At 41.8% G+C, this 18068-nt stretch carries 2 protein-coding genes and 1 pseudogene; all 3 read right to left on the bottom strand.

Annotated features, from left to right (window positions below; genetic code table 11):
• Positions 1–227: 227 nt before the first annotated feature.
• A complete protein-coding gene (locus H6F39_RS11575; protein WP_190396746.1) occupies positions 228–4628 on the bottom strand; it encodes an alkaline phosphatase in 4401 nt (1466 codons plus the stop codon).
• 324 nt (positions 4629–4952) lie between these two features.
• Positions 4953–5082 (bottom strand): annotated as a pseudogene (sat, locus tag H6F39_RS21160) (sulfate adenylyltransferase); the annotation flags it as partial.
• Between the two features lie 316 nt (positions 5083–5398).
• Entirely contained in the window at positions 5399–17542 is a 12144-nt protein-coding gene (locus H6F39_RS20715; protein ID WP_242028639.1) for an ExeM/NucH family extracellular endonuclease, read from the bottom strand.
• Positions 17543–18068 lie beyond the last annotated feature (526 nt).

Below are 18068 nucleotides of genomic sequence, written 5' to 3'. Positions count from 1 at the left end.
GATTTACTGTTTCTCAAATGCCTTTTTTCACTTTATATGTTTGTTTTGATGCTCTCTTTAATTTTTTCTCTACGTAATTTACCTCTGTGACAGTTTGGGGTGCGGAATGTGGGCTAAAAAAGATTTTAGCAGTTTTTCAGTGTCAAACAAAAAAAGTGGGGGATGATAGCGCGATCGCACTATCATCCCCCACCTCAGAGTCACTGATTAAGTGAACCAATTACTCATTAAACAAGAGAGAAATTACTAGCAGTCAGAGTGGGAACAGTAGCGAGAATAGCAAACTCACCACCAGTACCAAAGCCCGCAGCCGCGCCATTTTGGTTGTAGTAAAGACTACCACTGCTAGAGCTATAAACAATCAGCCCGTTACTAGTACCCGCCAAAACATCATCTTCAACCACAGCAAACTCGCTTGCTACGCTGAATCCTTGACCGACAACACTGGTAACAGAAGCGAATACAGACTTACTCAACGATATTTGGTCACTACCGATACCAAAGTCTTGGATAGTATCTAGACCTTGACTAGCTACAGTGAACGCAACATTGCCTTCAAAGCCGAAGACATCATTACCAGCACCACCAGTCAGAATGTCATTACCAGCGCCACCAACCAGAGTATCATTACCAGCACCACCAGTCAGAATGTCATTACCAGCACCACCAACCAAGCGGTTATCTAGGTCATTGCCGATAATTCTATCTGCTCCAGCACCAGCAATCACGTTTTCCATGGCATTGGCGGCAGTTAATGTCAGTTTTGAACCATTAGTAACCAGGGTTTGAGTAGTGGTAATGCCTAGATTTAGGCGGATTGCTGCGGTTGTACCAGTGAAGTCAATGGTATCTTGACCACCTACTACTGCTTCTGTAATGGTGTCAGCACCGAGGCTAGTTGTGGTAATGGAGAACAAATAAGTATCATTTCCTGTACCACCCAGCAAAGTGTCGTTACCGGCACCACCAATCAGGGTATCATTTCCTGTACCACCCAGCAAAGTGTCGTTACCGGCACCACCAATCAGGGTATCATTTCCTGTACCACCATCAAGGGTGTTATCACCACTGTTACCTGTGATGGTGTTATCTAGTCCGTTTCCAGTGCCGTTAATGGCTGTATTTCCAGTCAGGGTCAGGTTTTCTACATTTTCGCTCAGAGTGTAAGTAACAGATGATTGTACTAAATCTCTACCTTCACCATTTGCTTCCGTAATCACATCACCTGCGTTGTCAACAATATAAGTGTCGTTACCTGCACCACCAATCAGGGCATCTGCTCCAGTACCACCATTGAGGGTGTTATTACCACTGTTGCCAGTCAGGGTGTTATTGAGGGTATTACCAGTTCCATTCAGGTCGGTAGTTCCTGTAAGAACTAGGTTTTCTACATTGGTTGCCAGCGTGTAAGTTACAGATGATCGAACAGTATCTATTCCCGCATTAGCAGCTTCAGTAATGGTATTAGTTAAGGTACTAATGATATAAGTATCATTACCAAAACCACCTCGTAGAGTATTTGTTCCTGCACCACCATCAAGGGTATCGTTACCAGCACCAGCAGTAATAGTGTCATTGCCTGTGCTACCAGTAGCGTTGAGAGTTCCCAAGAAGGTAGCAAAATCGAAGCTCTCAAAGTTTTGAACTACCAGTCCAGAAATACCGCTTAATTGATTGCTAGTATTGGCAATATTGGCAACATTCAATGTTAAAGCGGTTGACGCTGTTCCTCCAGATATTACTAAGGTATCTGTGCCTATGCCACCATCGAAAAGGTCATTTTGTCCGGCGTTAGCAATAGTTGAAGTGATAGTATCATTACCTCCATTACCCAAAATTCGATCTGGGTTAGTAGTGGCTGTGAGACTATTGTTACCACTTGTACCATTGATTAGATTGTAGACACCAAACATGGTTTGGTACATGAGGTCATAGATTACGGTATTGTCCAAGGTGCTAGGCAACTTTTCGGCATTCATCCCATAGGCTTTGGCAACAATGCTACCGGGGAAATCAGGAGTACCGACCCAAGCTACACCGAAGTTACCCATCGCTCCATCTATGCTGCTTTTAGCTGCAAAGGGTTTCCAAGGTGCTTCTGCTGTACCTGTGCTGCCGTTAACACCATCCAAAACTGCCTGATTCGTATTAGTTGTAGTGGGGTTAACACGAATAAATGGCGCACTAGGCTCAGTATTTGCCAGTGCGGGGTTGTTGGGGGTAAAGTTGCCAGCGGGACGGGTGTAAGGCTCAAATTGGAATACTTGCAATCCGCCAGCATCGCTATCTGCAGCTGTAATCACCAAAGTATTAGGGTCTTGAGTGTTGACGTAATCCATGGCTACACCGATCGCTGCATCAGCCCGGCGAACAGCTTCAATAGTGCCAACTGCATTATTGTTATTCGCAAAGTTGTCGCTACCTTCCTCCTCCACTACCACAAAGAAACCATCAGAGTCTTGACTGAGGATTTTTAAAGACGCATCCAGCATCTCTGCCACCGTGGGCGCAGTAGCTAAATATAAAGGCTGAGGATTGGCACTATTGAGTCCTAGTGCTTCTTCAGTGCGATCATTAAAAGTGTGGTTAGCAGCAAAAACTCCCAGTAACTTCGTAGAAGCAGTCGCACTTGCCACAGCAGTATTCATTTGCTCTTCCGTGTAAACCACACTATAACCCAAAGACTTTGCTAAATCAATCAGGTTAGTAGTGGGGCGATCTTCAGCATCAGCAAAAGCAGCATCAATTTCGGCAGTAACGTGGAAGCCAGTAGTACCCTTAGGTAGTAGATAAACCTCACCCCCCGCCATGATGACTTGAGTGCCAGAGCGAATTACCTGTTCAGCAATTTCAGCCGTCTTCTCACGGGCGCGGATGTTATTGCCAACACGATTAGTAGTGGCAGCAGCAAAAGCGGCCGTTCCAGGCTCACCAATATGACCCGATTGAATAAGAGCAGTTGCTTTACCAGCAGCGATCGCCTCTTCCAAAATTGTGTAGCCAACTTTACCAGAAGCAGGAGTAATCATAGATTGGTCTTCATTCAAGCCAAAAGACTCATTGAATACCTTCACACCATTAGCATGAGTGACAGCCCCGGCATTGGAAGTACCAGTTAACTGGTTTTCCATGTGTCCTAAATAGACACCAGCATTTGACATCTTATCCCAGTTGAGCCTACCATCAGGACCTAAATCAACATTACGGGTTGTCATGTAATGAGAAGGACTAGTACCATCTGGATGGATAAAAATCACATTCCCAGTTAACTTGGTAGCCTTGGGAGCAGGTGTGGGGTCAGGATTCCGAGATACCAATTCAACATTAAACAGAGTCTCGTACATCAACTCATAAATCTTAGTATTGTCTAAAGTAGCAGGTAATTTATCTGCATTAAGGCCATGAGCTTTAGAAACAATTGAACCACTAAAATCCGGTGTACCCGCCCAAGCAACACCAAACCCAAACACATCACCATCAGCATCAGTCGCAGCGACAAAAGGTAAAGTATTAGCTCCCGTTTGACCGTCTAAAGGTACATTGCGAGCAGTCGTAGTCGGATTATTATTAATATTACCTAAACTTGTTCCAGGAATACGAGGATCAACTACTTGTAAACCACCAGCATCACTATCAGCAGCAGTCACCATCAAAGTATTGGGATACTTATTAATAAAGTCCATTGCTACACCAATAGCCGCATCCGTACGGCGCAATCCCTCTAAAGTCCCAGCAGCATTGTTATTATTCCCGAAATTGTCCGTACCTTCCTCCTCCACAATAGCAATAGAACCATTCTGGAAATTAGGGTGTTTTTCCATCAACTTCTGAGTTACACTCAGCATCTCAGCAATAGTCGGTGCCGTAGCCACATATAGTGGTAAATTGTTCGCCGCTAAAACCTCCTCAGGGCGATCATTAAAAGTATGAACAGGTGCAAATACACCCAACACTTTAGTTGGAGCTACAGGCAAAGCCAGCAAAGCATTGAGTTGGTCCTCATTGTAAACAACCGTATAACCTTTACTCTTTGCCAGTTCAATCAAGTTTTCCGTAGGGCGTATTAAAGAATTAGTGCTTAAAGCATCGAGTTGAGCCGCAGTACCGTGAAAACCATTTGTACCAACCGGCAAAAGATTCAGTTCACCACCACCCATGATAAAGTCAACACCTGAGTTAATTACCTGTCTGGCAATTTCCGCAGCTTGAGCGCGAGGTACAGTGATACTTCCATTAGCGTTAGTAATTTGCTGAGTCTTAGCAACAAAAGCAGCAGTACCAGGCTCATAAATCGCCCCAGATTGAACTAAAGCAGTAACCTTACCTGCATCTCTAGCTTCTTCAACAATAGTTTTGGTAGTCCCAGAAAGAGATGTAATCGCTAAATTCCCTAATTCATAACCAAAAGACTCCGCATAAACCTTAACACCCGTAGCGTGAGTCACAGCACCAGCATTAGATGTGCCGCCCAACTGGTCTTCCATATGACCCAGATACACACCAGCATTAGACATCTTGTCCCAATTCAACCGTCCATCAGGACCCTTATCTACAAATCTTGCAAAAGCATAATGAGATGGACTAGTTCCATCTGGGTGCATGAAAATAACATGATTACCTGTTGTCATAAAACCTCTTAATCGCTTAATTTAGTTTTTGCAAGTAACACTTAGATAATCATACGTATGTTAAAAACAGCCACCACAACAAGTTAAGAACAATTTATCTATTTCCTAAATTTCTTGATTTTGATCATAAGTATTTATCTATATAATAAATTTCCAGCACCTTGCACAACTCACTAGTACAGTAGCAGCAATCATAAAAACAGTAAGTTATTTTAAAAAAATCCCACAGATTAAACTCTATAGAAAGTAGTACAATCATCCGTGATGCCAGTCGAGAATCACAGAAAAACATAACACCATAAAGCAAAAGTTCAAATAAATCTTGTAATCTACTTCATTCATAAAACCAGTCAACAGACTAAAACCACCAACAGCAATCATTTCTAAATCTCCAAACCACTCCCTCATCAACTTCCACACAGAGTAAAAAGTCAGCTTTAGCCAGAAATATTTCTCCTTATGCTGCCGAAACAACTCAATTAATTAACTCTCCACCGTCGGGCATTTGCTTCTGGATCATAACTCAAACTAATGTTTCCCTAATTGTTGCAAATTATGTATTAATTTATCAAATTCTTGTGAAATTCTAATTTTTAGTTGCCAGTTGTTAGCTAAAGTCTTCTGCTTCTACCGTTAAAAAAAAATTTAGCAGTTTTTCAGCATCAAACAAAAAAAAGTGGGAGATGATAGCGCGATCGCACAACCTAAGAATCGCCACCTAAAAATCATCCCCACCTCAGAAAGCACTGATTAAGTAAACCAATTACTCATCAAACAAGAGAGAAATTACTAGCAGTCAGAGTAGGAACAGTAGCGAGAATAGCAAACTCACCACCAGCACCAAAGCCCGCAGCCGCACCATTTTGGTTATAGTAAAGACTACCACTGCTAAAGCTATAGACAATCAGCCCATTACTAGTACCTGCCAAATCATCATCTTCAACCACAGCCAACTCATTTACCACACTAGTCAAAGAAGCGAATACAGACTTACTCAACAATATTTGGTCACTACCGACACCAAAATCTTGGATAGTATCTACACCTTGACTAGCTACAGTAAACGCAGCATTCCCCACCAAGCTAAAGACATCATTACCAGCACCACCAGTCAAAACGTCATTACCAGCCCCACCAGTCAAAACATCATTACCAGCACCACCAACCAGAACATCATTACCAGCACCACCAACCAAGCGGTTATCTAAGTCATTGCCGATAATTCTATCTGCTCCAGCACCAGCAATCACATTTTCCATAGCATTCGCAGCATTCAATGTCAGTTTTGAACCATTAGCAACCAGAGTTTGAGTAGTAGTAACGCCTAGATTTAAGCGGATTGCTGCGGTTGTACCAGTGAAGTCAATAGTATCTTGACCACCATCAACTGCTTCCGTAATGGAGTCAACACCTAAGCTAGTTGTGGTAATAGAAAACAAATAAGTATCATCACCCGCACCACCAACCAAACTATCATTACCCACACCACCAATCAGAGCATCTGCACCAATTCCACCATTGAGGATATTATTACCACTGTTACCTGTAATAGTATTATCCAAGCCGTTGCCAGTACCGTTAATGTTAGCCGTGCCGGTGAGAGTCAGGTTTTCCATATTGGCACTCAGAGAATAAGTAACAGATGATTGGACCAAGTCCGCACCTTCATTCAACGCTTCCGTAACTACATCAAGTACGTTGTCAACAATGTAAGTATCATTGCCCACCGCACCAACAAGAGTGTCCTTACCAGTACCACCATTGAGGATATTATTACCGCTGTTACCTGTAATAGTGTTATCCAGACTGTTACCAATACCGTTAATGTTATTTATTCCCGTGAGAGTCAGGTTTTCCACATTGGCACTCAGAGTGTAAATAACAAATGATTGGACTAAATCCGTACCTTGATTAGCTAATTCCGTTACTACATCACCTATGCTGTCAACAACATAAGTGTCATCTCCTAAACCACCAATCAAAGTATCATTACCAGCACCACCATCCAGGATGTTATTCCCACTATTACCTGTGAGGTTGTTACTTAAACTATTACCAGTAGCATTGATATTACCGCCGCCAGTAAGAGTAACTCTTTCTACATTGTTACCCAGACCGTAACTAACAGATGATTGGACTAAATCCGTACCTTCATTCAGATATTCAATGATGGTGTCAGTGTTTGTATCAATTATGTAAATGTCATTTCCTGTACCACCAACCAGGATATCTACTCCAGCACCACCGTTGAGAGTATCGTTACCAGCTTTGCCATCAATGTAATCGTTATTTGCAGTCCCCACAAGATTATTGTTACCAGCATTACCAATGATTTCGTTGAGGTCATTAACGTTGATAGTCAAAACCTTCTCAAAAGTCAAACCATCATTATCGCTAGTTCTCACCCGGATGCTGTAACTGGATTGAGATTCAAAATCTGGAGAAGCGTTAATTTGCAGTTGATTTCCACTAATAGTGAAAGCACTGTTATCAATATCACCATCCCCTGCAACTAAGCTATAGGTAAAAGTGTCACCTGTATCTGGGTCTGTACTGATGAGATTACCAACCACTGTACCACTGGGTTGACCTTCATCAATTGCAGTAGTGTCAGTAGTATTATCATAAAACAAATCCGTCGGTGCTTCATTAACGTCATTAACGTTAATAGTTAAAGCCTTCTCAAAGAATAACCCACCTTGATCCTCAGTTTTGACTCTAATGCTGTAACTTGTTTGGCTTTCAAAGTCAAATACAGTATTAGCTATAAGTTGATTATCAACAATGGCAAATAAACTATTATCAGTGTCACCATCCCCTGTAACTAAGCTATAAGTAAAAGTGTTTCCTGTATCTGAGTCTGTACTGATGAGATTACCAACTACACCATCTGTCTGTCCTTCATCAATTGCAGTAGTGTCAGTAGTATTATCATAAAACAAATCCGTCGGTGCTTCATTAACGTCATTAACGTTAATAGTTAAAGCCTTCTCAAAGAATAACCCACCTTGATCCTCAGTTTTGACTCTAATGCTGTAACTTGTTTGGCTTTCAAAGTCAAATACAGTATTAGCTATAAGTTGATTATCAACAATGGCAAATAAACTATTATCAGTGTCACCATCCCCTGTAACTAAGCTATAAGTAAAAGTGTTTCCTGTATCTGAGTCTGTACTGATGAGATTACCAACTACACCATCTGTCTGTCCTTCATCAATTGCAGTAGTGTCAGTAGTATTATCATAAAACAAATCCGTCGGTGCTTCATTAACGTCATTAACGTTAATAGTTAAAGCCTTCTCAAAGAATAACCCACCTTGATCCTCAGTTTTGACTCTAATGCTGTAACTTGCTTGGGCTTCAAAATCAAATACAGTATTAGCTATAAGTTGATTATCAACAATGGCAAATAAACTATTGTCAGTGTCACCATCCCCTGTAACTAAGCTATAAGTAAAAGTGTCACCTGTATTTAAGTCCGTGCTAGTTAGATTACCAATTACACCATCCGTTTGATTTTCCGCAACTGTACTAGTGCTGAGAATTAAATTAGTCGGCGCTTGGTTAAAATCAGCAATAGTCAGGACTGCTGTGGGTTGCTGTGTACCTACAGATGTGCCACCACTGGAGTTTACCAAACTCAGATTGACAGTTTCGCTAAACTCAATCACATTATCGCCCGCAATCGGAATCTGTACATCCTTATAACTTTCACCCGGTGCAAAAGTAACAGTAATGGCACTGTTGATATAGTCCGTTTGGTAAGCTTTGTAAGTATCAGGATTAAAAAGTGCCTGTAATTGTCCACCCTGTACCAATTCCCCAGTAATACTGTAGTGTGCCTGAGTATCAAGCAAAAACCAACCAGGTCCAAGAATATCTTGAGCATCAATAATCCCCGATGATTCCTCATCTTGAGTCAAAAAGTTAGAACCACCAGAAAGGAAGCGATTTGGGTCATGTTGCGCTATTAATTTCAAGGTGTCGGTGGCAATGTTATACTGCCAAATTTTGCCAATATGGGCATTGTTCCCCACATCCTCCTGAAGCAGGATGTTACCATACTTGTCTATGGTCATATTATCCAACATCTTCTGTCCTTCAGTACCATCCAGAACCGCCTCAATAGTACCGCCTAACTCTGGATTAGTTGGATCATCAAAGCGCAGTCTCCACAAGCGACTAGGACTACTAAATGAATTAGTAGTGACAAAGTAGAAATCTCTCAGGTTAGATGGATCCCAATGTCCATCTTCAGGACGTAAGAAAGCCGTAACCCCAGCCGCTACACTCCCGGTTTCCAGTACTGCCCCTGTTGTATTTTGAACCTTGCCTAAGTCCGCCAATGTAAATCTGCTTCCCAACGCTAAGTTAGTTGTATTAGTTTCGCTTGCTAATCCAGTAACAGCAATTCCATACAGCTTACCGTTGTTTAATCCCGCTTTGTCAATCTCCGTTCCTGTGTTGGTTTTATCGCCAACGTAGAAGTAAACTTGACCACCCCCAGAGTCATCTAGTCCAGCTACTACCGTCTTATTACTAAGAGTCGGACTAGCAACAGTATTTTCCCAACTGAATTTACCTAAATAAGGCAATTCATAAGTTGTACCAGCACTTGTACCAGTAGCAATATGAGCAAAAGCACGACCTTCGGCTCCGCTTTCCTCGCCATTCAAATAAATACGTGCCGTACTACCGAGTCCCGTAGCACTATTGTAAAAAGCAGAAACCGCAGCTAAATCCCCAGCGCAGAAACGACTAAATACTGTAGTGGTGCTTTGAGCAAAGTTAGTACCATTCCATACATATACCGTCTGGGTTAAATCGCTACCATTGACCACCGATAAATCCGATTTATTGATTACCCACTTGGAAACAAAAGCACCTTTACCGCCATGGGCGCGGACAATTCCAGATGTACTGCCTATTTCATGGTTCATCAACAAAGTGAAAGTCCCATCACCATTATCAAAAGCCCCCAAACCATCGGGAATACCAACCATTCTATAGGGTGTGCCATCAGGTTTGTTGTTAACCGAATCCCCAACCGTGAGGATAGATCTCAAACTAACACCAGAGCCTGGTGTAGTCGGGATAATATAAGAAGTAGCAGAACTGCTCAGTCCTTGGCTTATGTCCACCGTCGGAGCAGCAGCACTACCTTTGGCAGTACCACCACTCAATTGCAATTGCACCGAATTTGTACCAGATACATCTCCTTCACGGGTTACTCGCACCGTGGCATTAGAAAAACCAGAAGTACCACCCTCTGCAACCGTGTAGTTGGCGGTACTAAAGTTAAACAAAGGAACAGCAGCATCAATACTAAAACTGAGAATTGAGCGGACTGGATTAGCAGCAGATGGTTCTGGGAATGTGTTTACAGCATAAGAATTAACCCCTTGCACATTCACATTCAACGTTTTACCATCAGCAGAAACATCAAAAACAGTGTAATTGAAAGTGTTGGGAGAATAGAAATCAACAGGTTCGATTCGTGAAGGATTGGTGTCATTCTCACGCCACACATTTCTTAAGCCAGGGAAATTAGCATCTAAACCCACTGGATTGACCCCTGCTGCTATCTGACTGTTAGCAAGATTATTCGCTAAAGACTGGATATTAGCAAAACTATGGTTAGTAATAGTATCAGGTCCAGTAGCCCCTAGCGGTCCGCCTACAATTGATAAAGCATTGGGTAAAACCTTAACCACACCATTATCAGTGTAAGTTATTTCATTGATACGATTTTGGTGGTCATCAGCAGATAAAAACACCACGTTTTTGATGCCATTGTCAGCAATAAACTTGAGCAACTCATTACGTTCAGCCCGATAACCACCAATCCATGACTTACCACTATCCAAACCAGAACCAATAGCACCAATTTGATCTATAGGACTAGATACACTGACAAACTTCCAAATCGTGCCATTATTTTGCGCGTCTAACAAAGTTTGCTTCAACCAAGCCAGTTGAGTATCTCCTAGCATTGTGCGATCGCTATTATCAGCACGAGAACCCGTATCATCAGCACCAGTAGCAGTCTTTAACCGCACATCACGGTAACTGCGAGTGTCTGTATTGATATGAATAACATTCTTACCCCATTGTTGAGCTAAATAAAGCTGTTGTGTACCATTAGTGCGAGAATCAGTAGGAGCAGAAATTACACGCTCTCTAATCGGTTGGTAATCAGAGTATGCTTGAATCAGAGCTTTAAAACCAGGATTTTGGTTAATAAATACACCTGTTGTATTGACATCATCTACCGTATTACTAGAACCATTACCAGATACAGCAGCTAAAGCCCCCGGTGCGCCACCATTGATTAATTGTCTGTTCCCTAATTCATGGTTATCTAGCGCAGTGTAATTGCCTTGAGAACTATACAGACCTTTTAAACCAGAAAAACCGCCACTATTGACAGACCGGAGATTTTCTAAATATTTACGTTGGTAATCAGCCAAAGCTTGACCAGGATTACCAACAATATTAGTAGTTGCTGCCGGAGATCCAGCACTTGCCGCTCCATAAATTGTGTCCCCCAAGAACATGAAAAAGTCTAAATTCAAATTAGGGAAATTTTGGGTAGAAATGTAGGGTCGCATCAGACCGTCCGCATCTCCACTAAAAGCAAATTTCACAGGTGCTTGGGTTGTAGCATCATAAGCAGTTCTAAACGTCCCTACTTGACTCAATTCCCCAGCAGTTGTTTGGAAGCGGTAATAATATTTTGTCCCACTCTGTAAACCCGTAGCATCTATTTTCAGAGTATAGTCACGGTTCGCATCCCGGGTTACTCCACTAATTGACCTGACTATAGTAGTAAAATTAGCATCAGTAGACAATTGCAGAGTCACATTTTGGGTAACACCAGGTTGGGTGCTTGTATTAGCAGCGTCAAAAGTACGAGTCCAGAGTATAGCACTATTAGCCGTAGCATCTCCAGCAGCTACCCCTGTAAATCCAGCCGTAACTCCGTTAATAGCGATCGCTATATTTTGAGTAGCTGTACCATCAAAAGAAGTAACAGTAAAAGAGTCTATTTTGCTTTGACCTGCACCTAAATACTGTACAGCACTATTATCAACGCTATAGCTAAACGCTCCAGTTTCCGTAATCGTCAAACTACCTAAATTACCATTAGCAGAAACAACAGTAGTGGCAAACTTATTTTCACCAGCATCTTCATCTGTAACCGTTAACATACCCGAAGCAGTTAACTTACCAGCATTAACATTAGTTCCTTCCTTAATAGTGACATTGCCGTTACCACTAATACTTGCGAGATTATTCATGTTGTTAATCCTTCCTGGTGAACCAATTTCTTTAGATGTAACATTCAGCGCGTTATTAAGGGATAAAAACCCTCCCCTAACTCCGACAGCGCTTATATTTGACACTGTTGGCAGAGGTAGGGTGGTACTACCCAAGCCAGCAGCATTGTCGAAAGTTGTATAAGTGGTAGACCCACCAAAACTAACACCTGTGATTCTCGTACCATTGGCATTAAACAGATTCACAGCATCGCCTCCGGTACTTAGTCCTACGCCAATACCTGTATAACTACCAATAGTTAAACCACTGGGAACATTAGTACCAAACCAAGCGGTTTTGAATGCAGATATAGTAGCGTCAGGTGTAGCAGTTTCTAAGAAAATCACCGACTGCCCAGGAGCAATACTAGTAACACCATTCAGGGCTACAGAACTAGCGAAAGAATTGGAATTATCATCCATCTTCCAACCAGTAATATCTACAGCACTAGTACCAATATTTGTCACCTCAAACCAATCAGCAGTATAGACACTATTACTACTGCTCCAGGGTGATACTTCCGAGATAATCAGAGCCGGTAAGGTGGGTATTTCATTGACGATATCAGTAACAGCCAATGTAAAATTGGCAATTGCATCGGGATTGTTACCAAGAGTAGCATCATCTACATTAACAGTAACACTGTAACTAGTTTTAGTTTCATAGTCCAAAGTAGTACCAGCTTTCATGTACAATGCAGTGTCATTAACTTCAAAGAAACTAGCATCTGCTCCACTCAAACTCAGAGTATTTATTCCTAATCCATCATCAATAATAGTAATATCAGCTACTTTAACAGCAGCGATGGTACTAGTGTTTTCAGCGATCGCTATCACCCTATTATCCAGAACCAAACCAGTCGGGGCTTGATTAGGAACAGTTGAAGGTGCATAAACCCAAAGTTGAGGATAATTAATACCACCACCACCATTTTCGCTCACCACATAGAGATAACCATTCTTATCCATAGTTAATCCCTCATGGCCTTGGTCAACAACCGAAACTGGATTACCAGAATCAGCAGTAATTTTTAATGAACTGGAGACATTACCAGAGCGGTCAATACTGACAACCTTGCCAGACTCTTGGCTCAAAACTAATAAGCGGCTATAATCCGGTTGTCCATTCAAAGACGATAAATTAGACAAAGCATAAACATCAGCAAAATCTAAAAGATTGGCCAACACCGGATCAAAAAGGTTTATCGAATTAACCGTAGTAGGAGAACCATTACTAGCCGTCCCCGCAGCAAAATCAATAGTAGTTTGGAAAATACCTGCCGGTTGTTTCTCCTTCACCCCAATAAATCCACCACTTTGGGGGTCCCAAGAAATCCCTTCTATACCGATATTGTCAATAGTTGTCCCCAGCTTAACAGTTTGAGCATTAGCTTTAGTCAGAGTGCTTCCAGGGGTATAAGTAAACAAATGGGCCTGTCTGTCTCGTTCTTCAATTAAGACGAACTTGCCATTACCAATATAAGTAAGCCCTTCAACATCATAAAAGTCTGTACCTTGGGGACTATTACCGGGAGCTAGGGTCATGGAATTGATTAACTGCCCTGTTTTTGATACCTGTACAATTGATGTACTGCCATCTCCAACAACAAACAGCGTATCTGTATCCCAGTTATAAGTCACAGCAGAGACTTCCTGAGCTAATAAGCTATTAGTGGGTGCAGTAGTGCGAGTAGGTTCAGGTAAATCGTATCGTCCCACCCGGACATAAGTAGACAAATCCACCGTTGTAGCTAAGTTGATACCATTAATGGTAATGCTGATATTTCGGCTGGCCGTACCATCTAAAGATGTGACAGTAAAAGTATCAACTTTGCTTTGACCAGCATTTAAATACTGCACCGCACTATTATTAACACTATAGCTAAATACTCCCGCTTCTGTAATTGTCAAACCACCCAAATTGCCATTAGCAGAAACGACAGTAGTAGCAAATTTATTTTCACCAGCATCTTGATCTACAACCGTTAACGTACCGGAGGCGGTTAGTTTACCGGCATTAATATTAGTTCCTTCAGTAATGCTCAGGGTACTGTTGCCATTAATAGTGGCGGAGTCGTTCATATTATTAACGTTAATTGTGAACAATTTATCAGTGTAAAATCCACTTTGATCTGTGGAACGGACAACAATGCTATAACTAGACTTGGCTTCAAAATCTAGTGAAGTGTTAATGAGTAATTGATTGCTGTTAATTGTGAAAGCTGCATTGTCATTTACACCCGTAGAAGCGAACCCTTGTTCGCCCAAACTATAGGTAAAAGTATCACCATTGTTAAAATCAATAGTTGCAAGAGTACCTACAACGCTATTGGCAGGTACATTCTCATTAATGCTAGTAGCAGTTAAAGTGATATTAGTAGGAGCAGAATTAAGATTCAATCCCACAATTACCGGATCATGATCAGAAGAGCGGAATTGGTCAGGACTGTACAAGCTAGTAACTTGACCTACAGACTTAAATTCAACATTATAGTCTAACACGCTAGGCTCATCAGCATTAATGTGCCATATTTCCACACCAGATACCTGTGCAGCTAGACTACTAGTAGCTAAAGCATGATCAAGAGAACCTAACTGGCCATCAAAAACATAAGAATAGGAAGTATTAGGCAGAAGATTATTATATCCAGCGATCGCTAATGTAGTCAGAGGGTCTTCTTGAGCATAAGCATTGAAATCACCCAACAACAGATAATCACCATCATCAACCCCAGTAGGCTTAGTAGCCAACCATGCCGCTAAATCCTGGGACTGACGGGTGCGAGTACCATTAGATAAACCTTGACCATCACCAGCATCAGCATCACCAACACCACCAGAACTAGAACCTTTAGACTTAAAGTGATTAACAACAGCAGTAAATAATTCACCATTAGAGTTTTGTTGGAAAGTCTGCGCTAAAGGTTTACGTCCCACCAAATCAAAAGCACCAGTACCAAAGCCATCGGGTAAAGTAGCAGCAGCACCATAAGGAGTAACCTGACTAGACTTGTAAATCAAACCCACAGTAATAGCATCAGTCCCCAATCTTGTACTAGAACTAATAAAACTGTAACTACCCGCACCAGCAACCCCATTGAGTCCAGTGATTAAACCTTGAATAGCGCCATTAGCACCATAGCCATTGTTTTCCAATTCCATCAAACCCAAAACATCAGCACCAGAAGTAATAATGGCTTGGACAATCTTATTCAATTGACGAGTTAACTCAATAACAGTATTAGCACCACGAGGCTCAAAACTCAATCCATTAGTATTGATATTAACATTCGTATCCAAATCATTGAAATAATTAAGAACATTAAAACTAGCCACCCTCAGAGTACCACCAACCGTAGGGGCGAACGGCCGTTCGCCCAAACCTCCACCCAAACCTCCACCCAAACCTCCACCCAAACCTCCACCCAAACCTCCACCCAAACCTCCACCCAAACCTCCACCCGGAGTAAAATTAACCCCATCTGTAGTTTGGATGCGATACCCCTCATAACGCTGGTCTAAAATACCCGTGATACTAGCAACAGTATCACCACCGCGCAGAGTATTAATCGCACTTAAAGGATTACCACCACGACCAAAAATAATCGGGTCTGGGTTTTGAACAGCACTACCATCATCAAGATAGATCTTGCGAGCAGCAATATCCGCCAAATAAGTAGCATAACCGCTGACACTGGGAGCATTGAATTGAGTATATTGATCTAACCTAGCATCCGTACCCGGCTGATTACTAGAACCCATAGCCGAAAGCAGAACTTGCCCATAACGACCCAATTGATAATACTCAGTCACCGTGAGGCTGCCACTACCAGCACTCAAATTAACCAACATCCCCTCATAGCCTTCTAAATTGCCATTAGGTAACTGGACATTAACCACCGTCGGTAACGTACCTGCTCCCAGATTAACAACACTCGTTAAATTAAATAATTGGGTTAAACTGCTAATATTAGACCCGCTAGTAGTAATAAATTCCCCAACAGTTCCCGTAATTCTGACCTGATCACCGACATTACCCGTAAATAATCCTGATGGATCATAAACAAAAATAGCTTCCGAAGTAGCAGCATTACCATCAGTATCAGCGTCTTCCTCTTGAACATAAAAGCCATTAAGTTTAGTAGCACCAAAGAAAGCGCGAGTCACAATACCTTCAATAGTTTGAATTCCCGTCAACGCCGCCGTTGCACCACCACCTTGAATAGCGCTAATTTTAGTAACAGCAACGTCATCATCAGTGATAACGATATTTTGACTAATAGTGCTACCTAAAGTCAGACCACTAGAAGCACTGCCAATACTTAAAATCCCAGTTTCCGTTCCTTCCACTAAAACATCATCAACAACCGTAAAAGTGACAGTCCCAGCGATCGCACCATTAAGAATAGTGATAATGCTATTACTAAGAGTATAATCTCCAGTAGTGATACCTATTCCAGTAACATCTAAGTTAACCGTTTCATCACCAGAAACAGCACTAGAAGCTGTAGCAGTAACAGTGATAACCGTTGTCCCTACTTCCGTTCCCCTGTTGGCACTTACCGAGAGGTTAACCATGGGATTTGCAATCACATCATTATCCGTGATAACGATATTTTGACTAGTGGCGCTACCTAAAGTCAATCCACTAGAAAGACTGCTAATACTCAAAATCGCGGTTTCCGTTCCTTCCACTAAAACATCATCAACAACTGTAAAAGTGACAGTCCCAACCGTTGCACCATTGGGAATAGTGATAGTGCTATTACTGAGAGTATAATCTCCAGTAGTGATACCTGTTCCGGTAACAGCTAAGTTAACCGTTTGATCACCAGAAACAGCACTAGAAGCTGTAGCCGTGACAGTGATAACTGTTGTACCTGCTTCCGTTCCCGTGTTGGCACTTACAGATAGGTTAACAGTTGGTAGAAGTGAAATGTTGCCGGAAGAGAGTGTAGTCAAATCAACAACCGTCGAGTTTCTAGCCGTAAAGTTACTGGCGGTACTCAGAGTGCTGATATTCTGTAAATAGGCGTTTGCGGCATTAGTAAAAATAGCATTGTCCAAATTGTCGAGGACAAGAACTTGACCGCCAGGAATCGTTGGTGTACTGGATGATTGTGCAGAACCAGCGCCATAGGGGGAAATACCAAAGCCTATAAACGCAATCAGATTGGGTGTACCAGTGAAGTGCGTACCACTGCTAACAGTGTAGGCTGTGAGTGAGTCTCCGCTAGTAGAAAAGCTAAAGTTATTCGTCGCATTGTTGGGATTAGGTAATAGCGTCACCGCACCAGCACTACCTCCACCATTGCGTGCCACGGATGATGGGGTTGGGGGGGTGGTGCTACTATCACCAGCATTGATTAGGAGTACGCTGCCAGCAGCGATTCCCCCCGTAGGTGCGGTATACTGTAGAAAACCTTCGCTCGGACGGAAAAAACTCGATGCGGCTCCCCCATTTCCAGTAATACCACCATCGGTAACATAGAATGTATCACCAGCAGCAATTGGTTTTAATGCAAGAATTGCAAATTGATCAGGATTGGTAGAATTTACCCCAAGAAAAGCAATGTCGCCCGCGAAAACTGCCATACTAGAATCTCCTTTAATAGTCTAGTTACCAAAGTGATCATGTCACCTGAGAATTCTTGTCAGTTTTTCAGTTGTATTTATTCAGTTGTATTTATGTCGAAAATTTGCCCATTAGAAATTAGACAATTTTTCTTTCCTATTATTAATACACTTACGATAGTATGGATAAATTAAGATATAGTTAATAAGTAGTTAAAATAATGATAATATTTGGTTTCTATCATCAGATAGAGTTCCCAACTACTTTTACCTTTTTCAGTTCTGATTTAATTAGCTACTCTTGAGAATGTTTTATTTTGTCTGATTTTAAGGATTTTCTGTCACACAGGAGCAGGTTTAAGGTTAATTCCCACTCTTGTCCAGTCTCAGATCAGGACTTTCACCACTACTCAAGAATCTACCCTTCTTGAATTTAAAACTAATATATCACATCACATTCCCACTTCACAAATGTAGACAAATAACTATAACTATGGCTTGCTGATAGCGTAGCGTGGCGTTAGCCATATAAAGCTAAAACCATTTA

This window comes from Dolichospermum sp. FACHB-1250, assembly GCF_014696335.1.
GTDB lineage: Bacteria > Cyanobacteriota > Cyanobacteriia > Cyanobacteriales > Nostocaceae > Dolichospermum > Dolichospermum planctonicum.
This window is presented reverse-complemented; position numbering and strand designations above follow the sequence as displayed.

What these genes read in the sequence shown, in the direction of transcription:
- H6F39_RS11575 (WP_190396746.1), bottom strand. Translation starts at nt 4,628, where the DNA reads ATGACAACAGGTAATCATGTTATTTTCATGCACCCAGATGGAACTAGT.
- H6F39_RS20715 (WP_242028639.1), bottom strand. Translation starts at nt 17,542, where the DNA reads ATGGCAGTTTTCGCGGGCGACATTGCTTTTCTTGGGGTAAATTCTACC.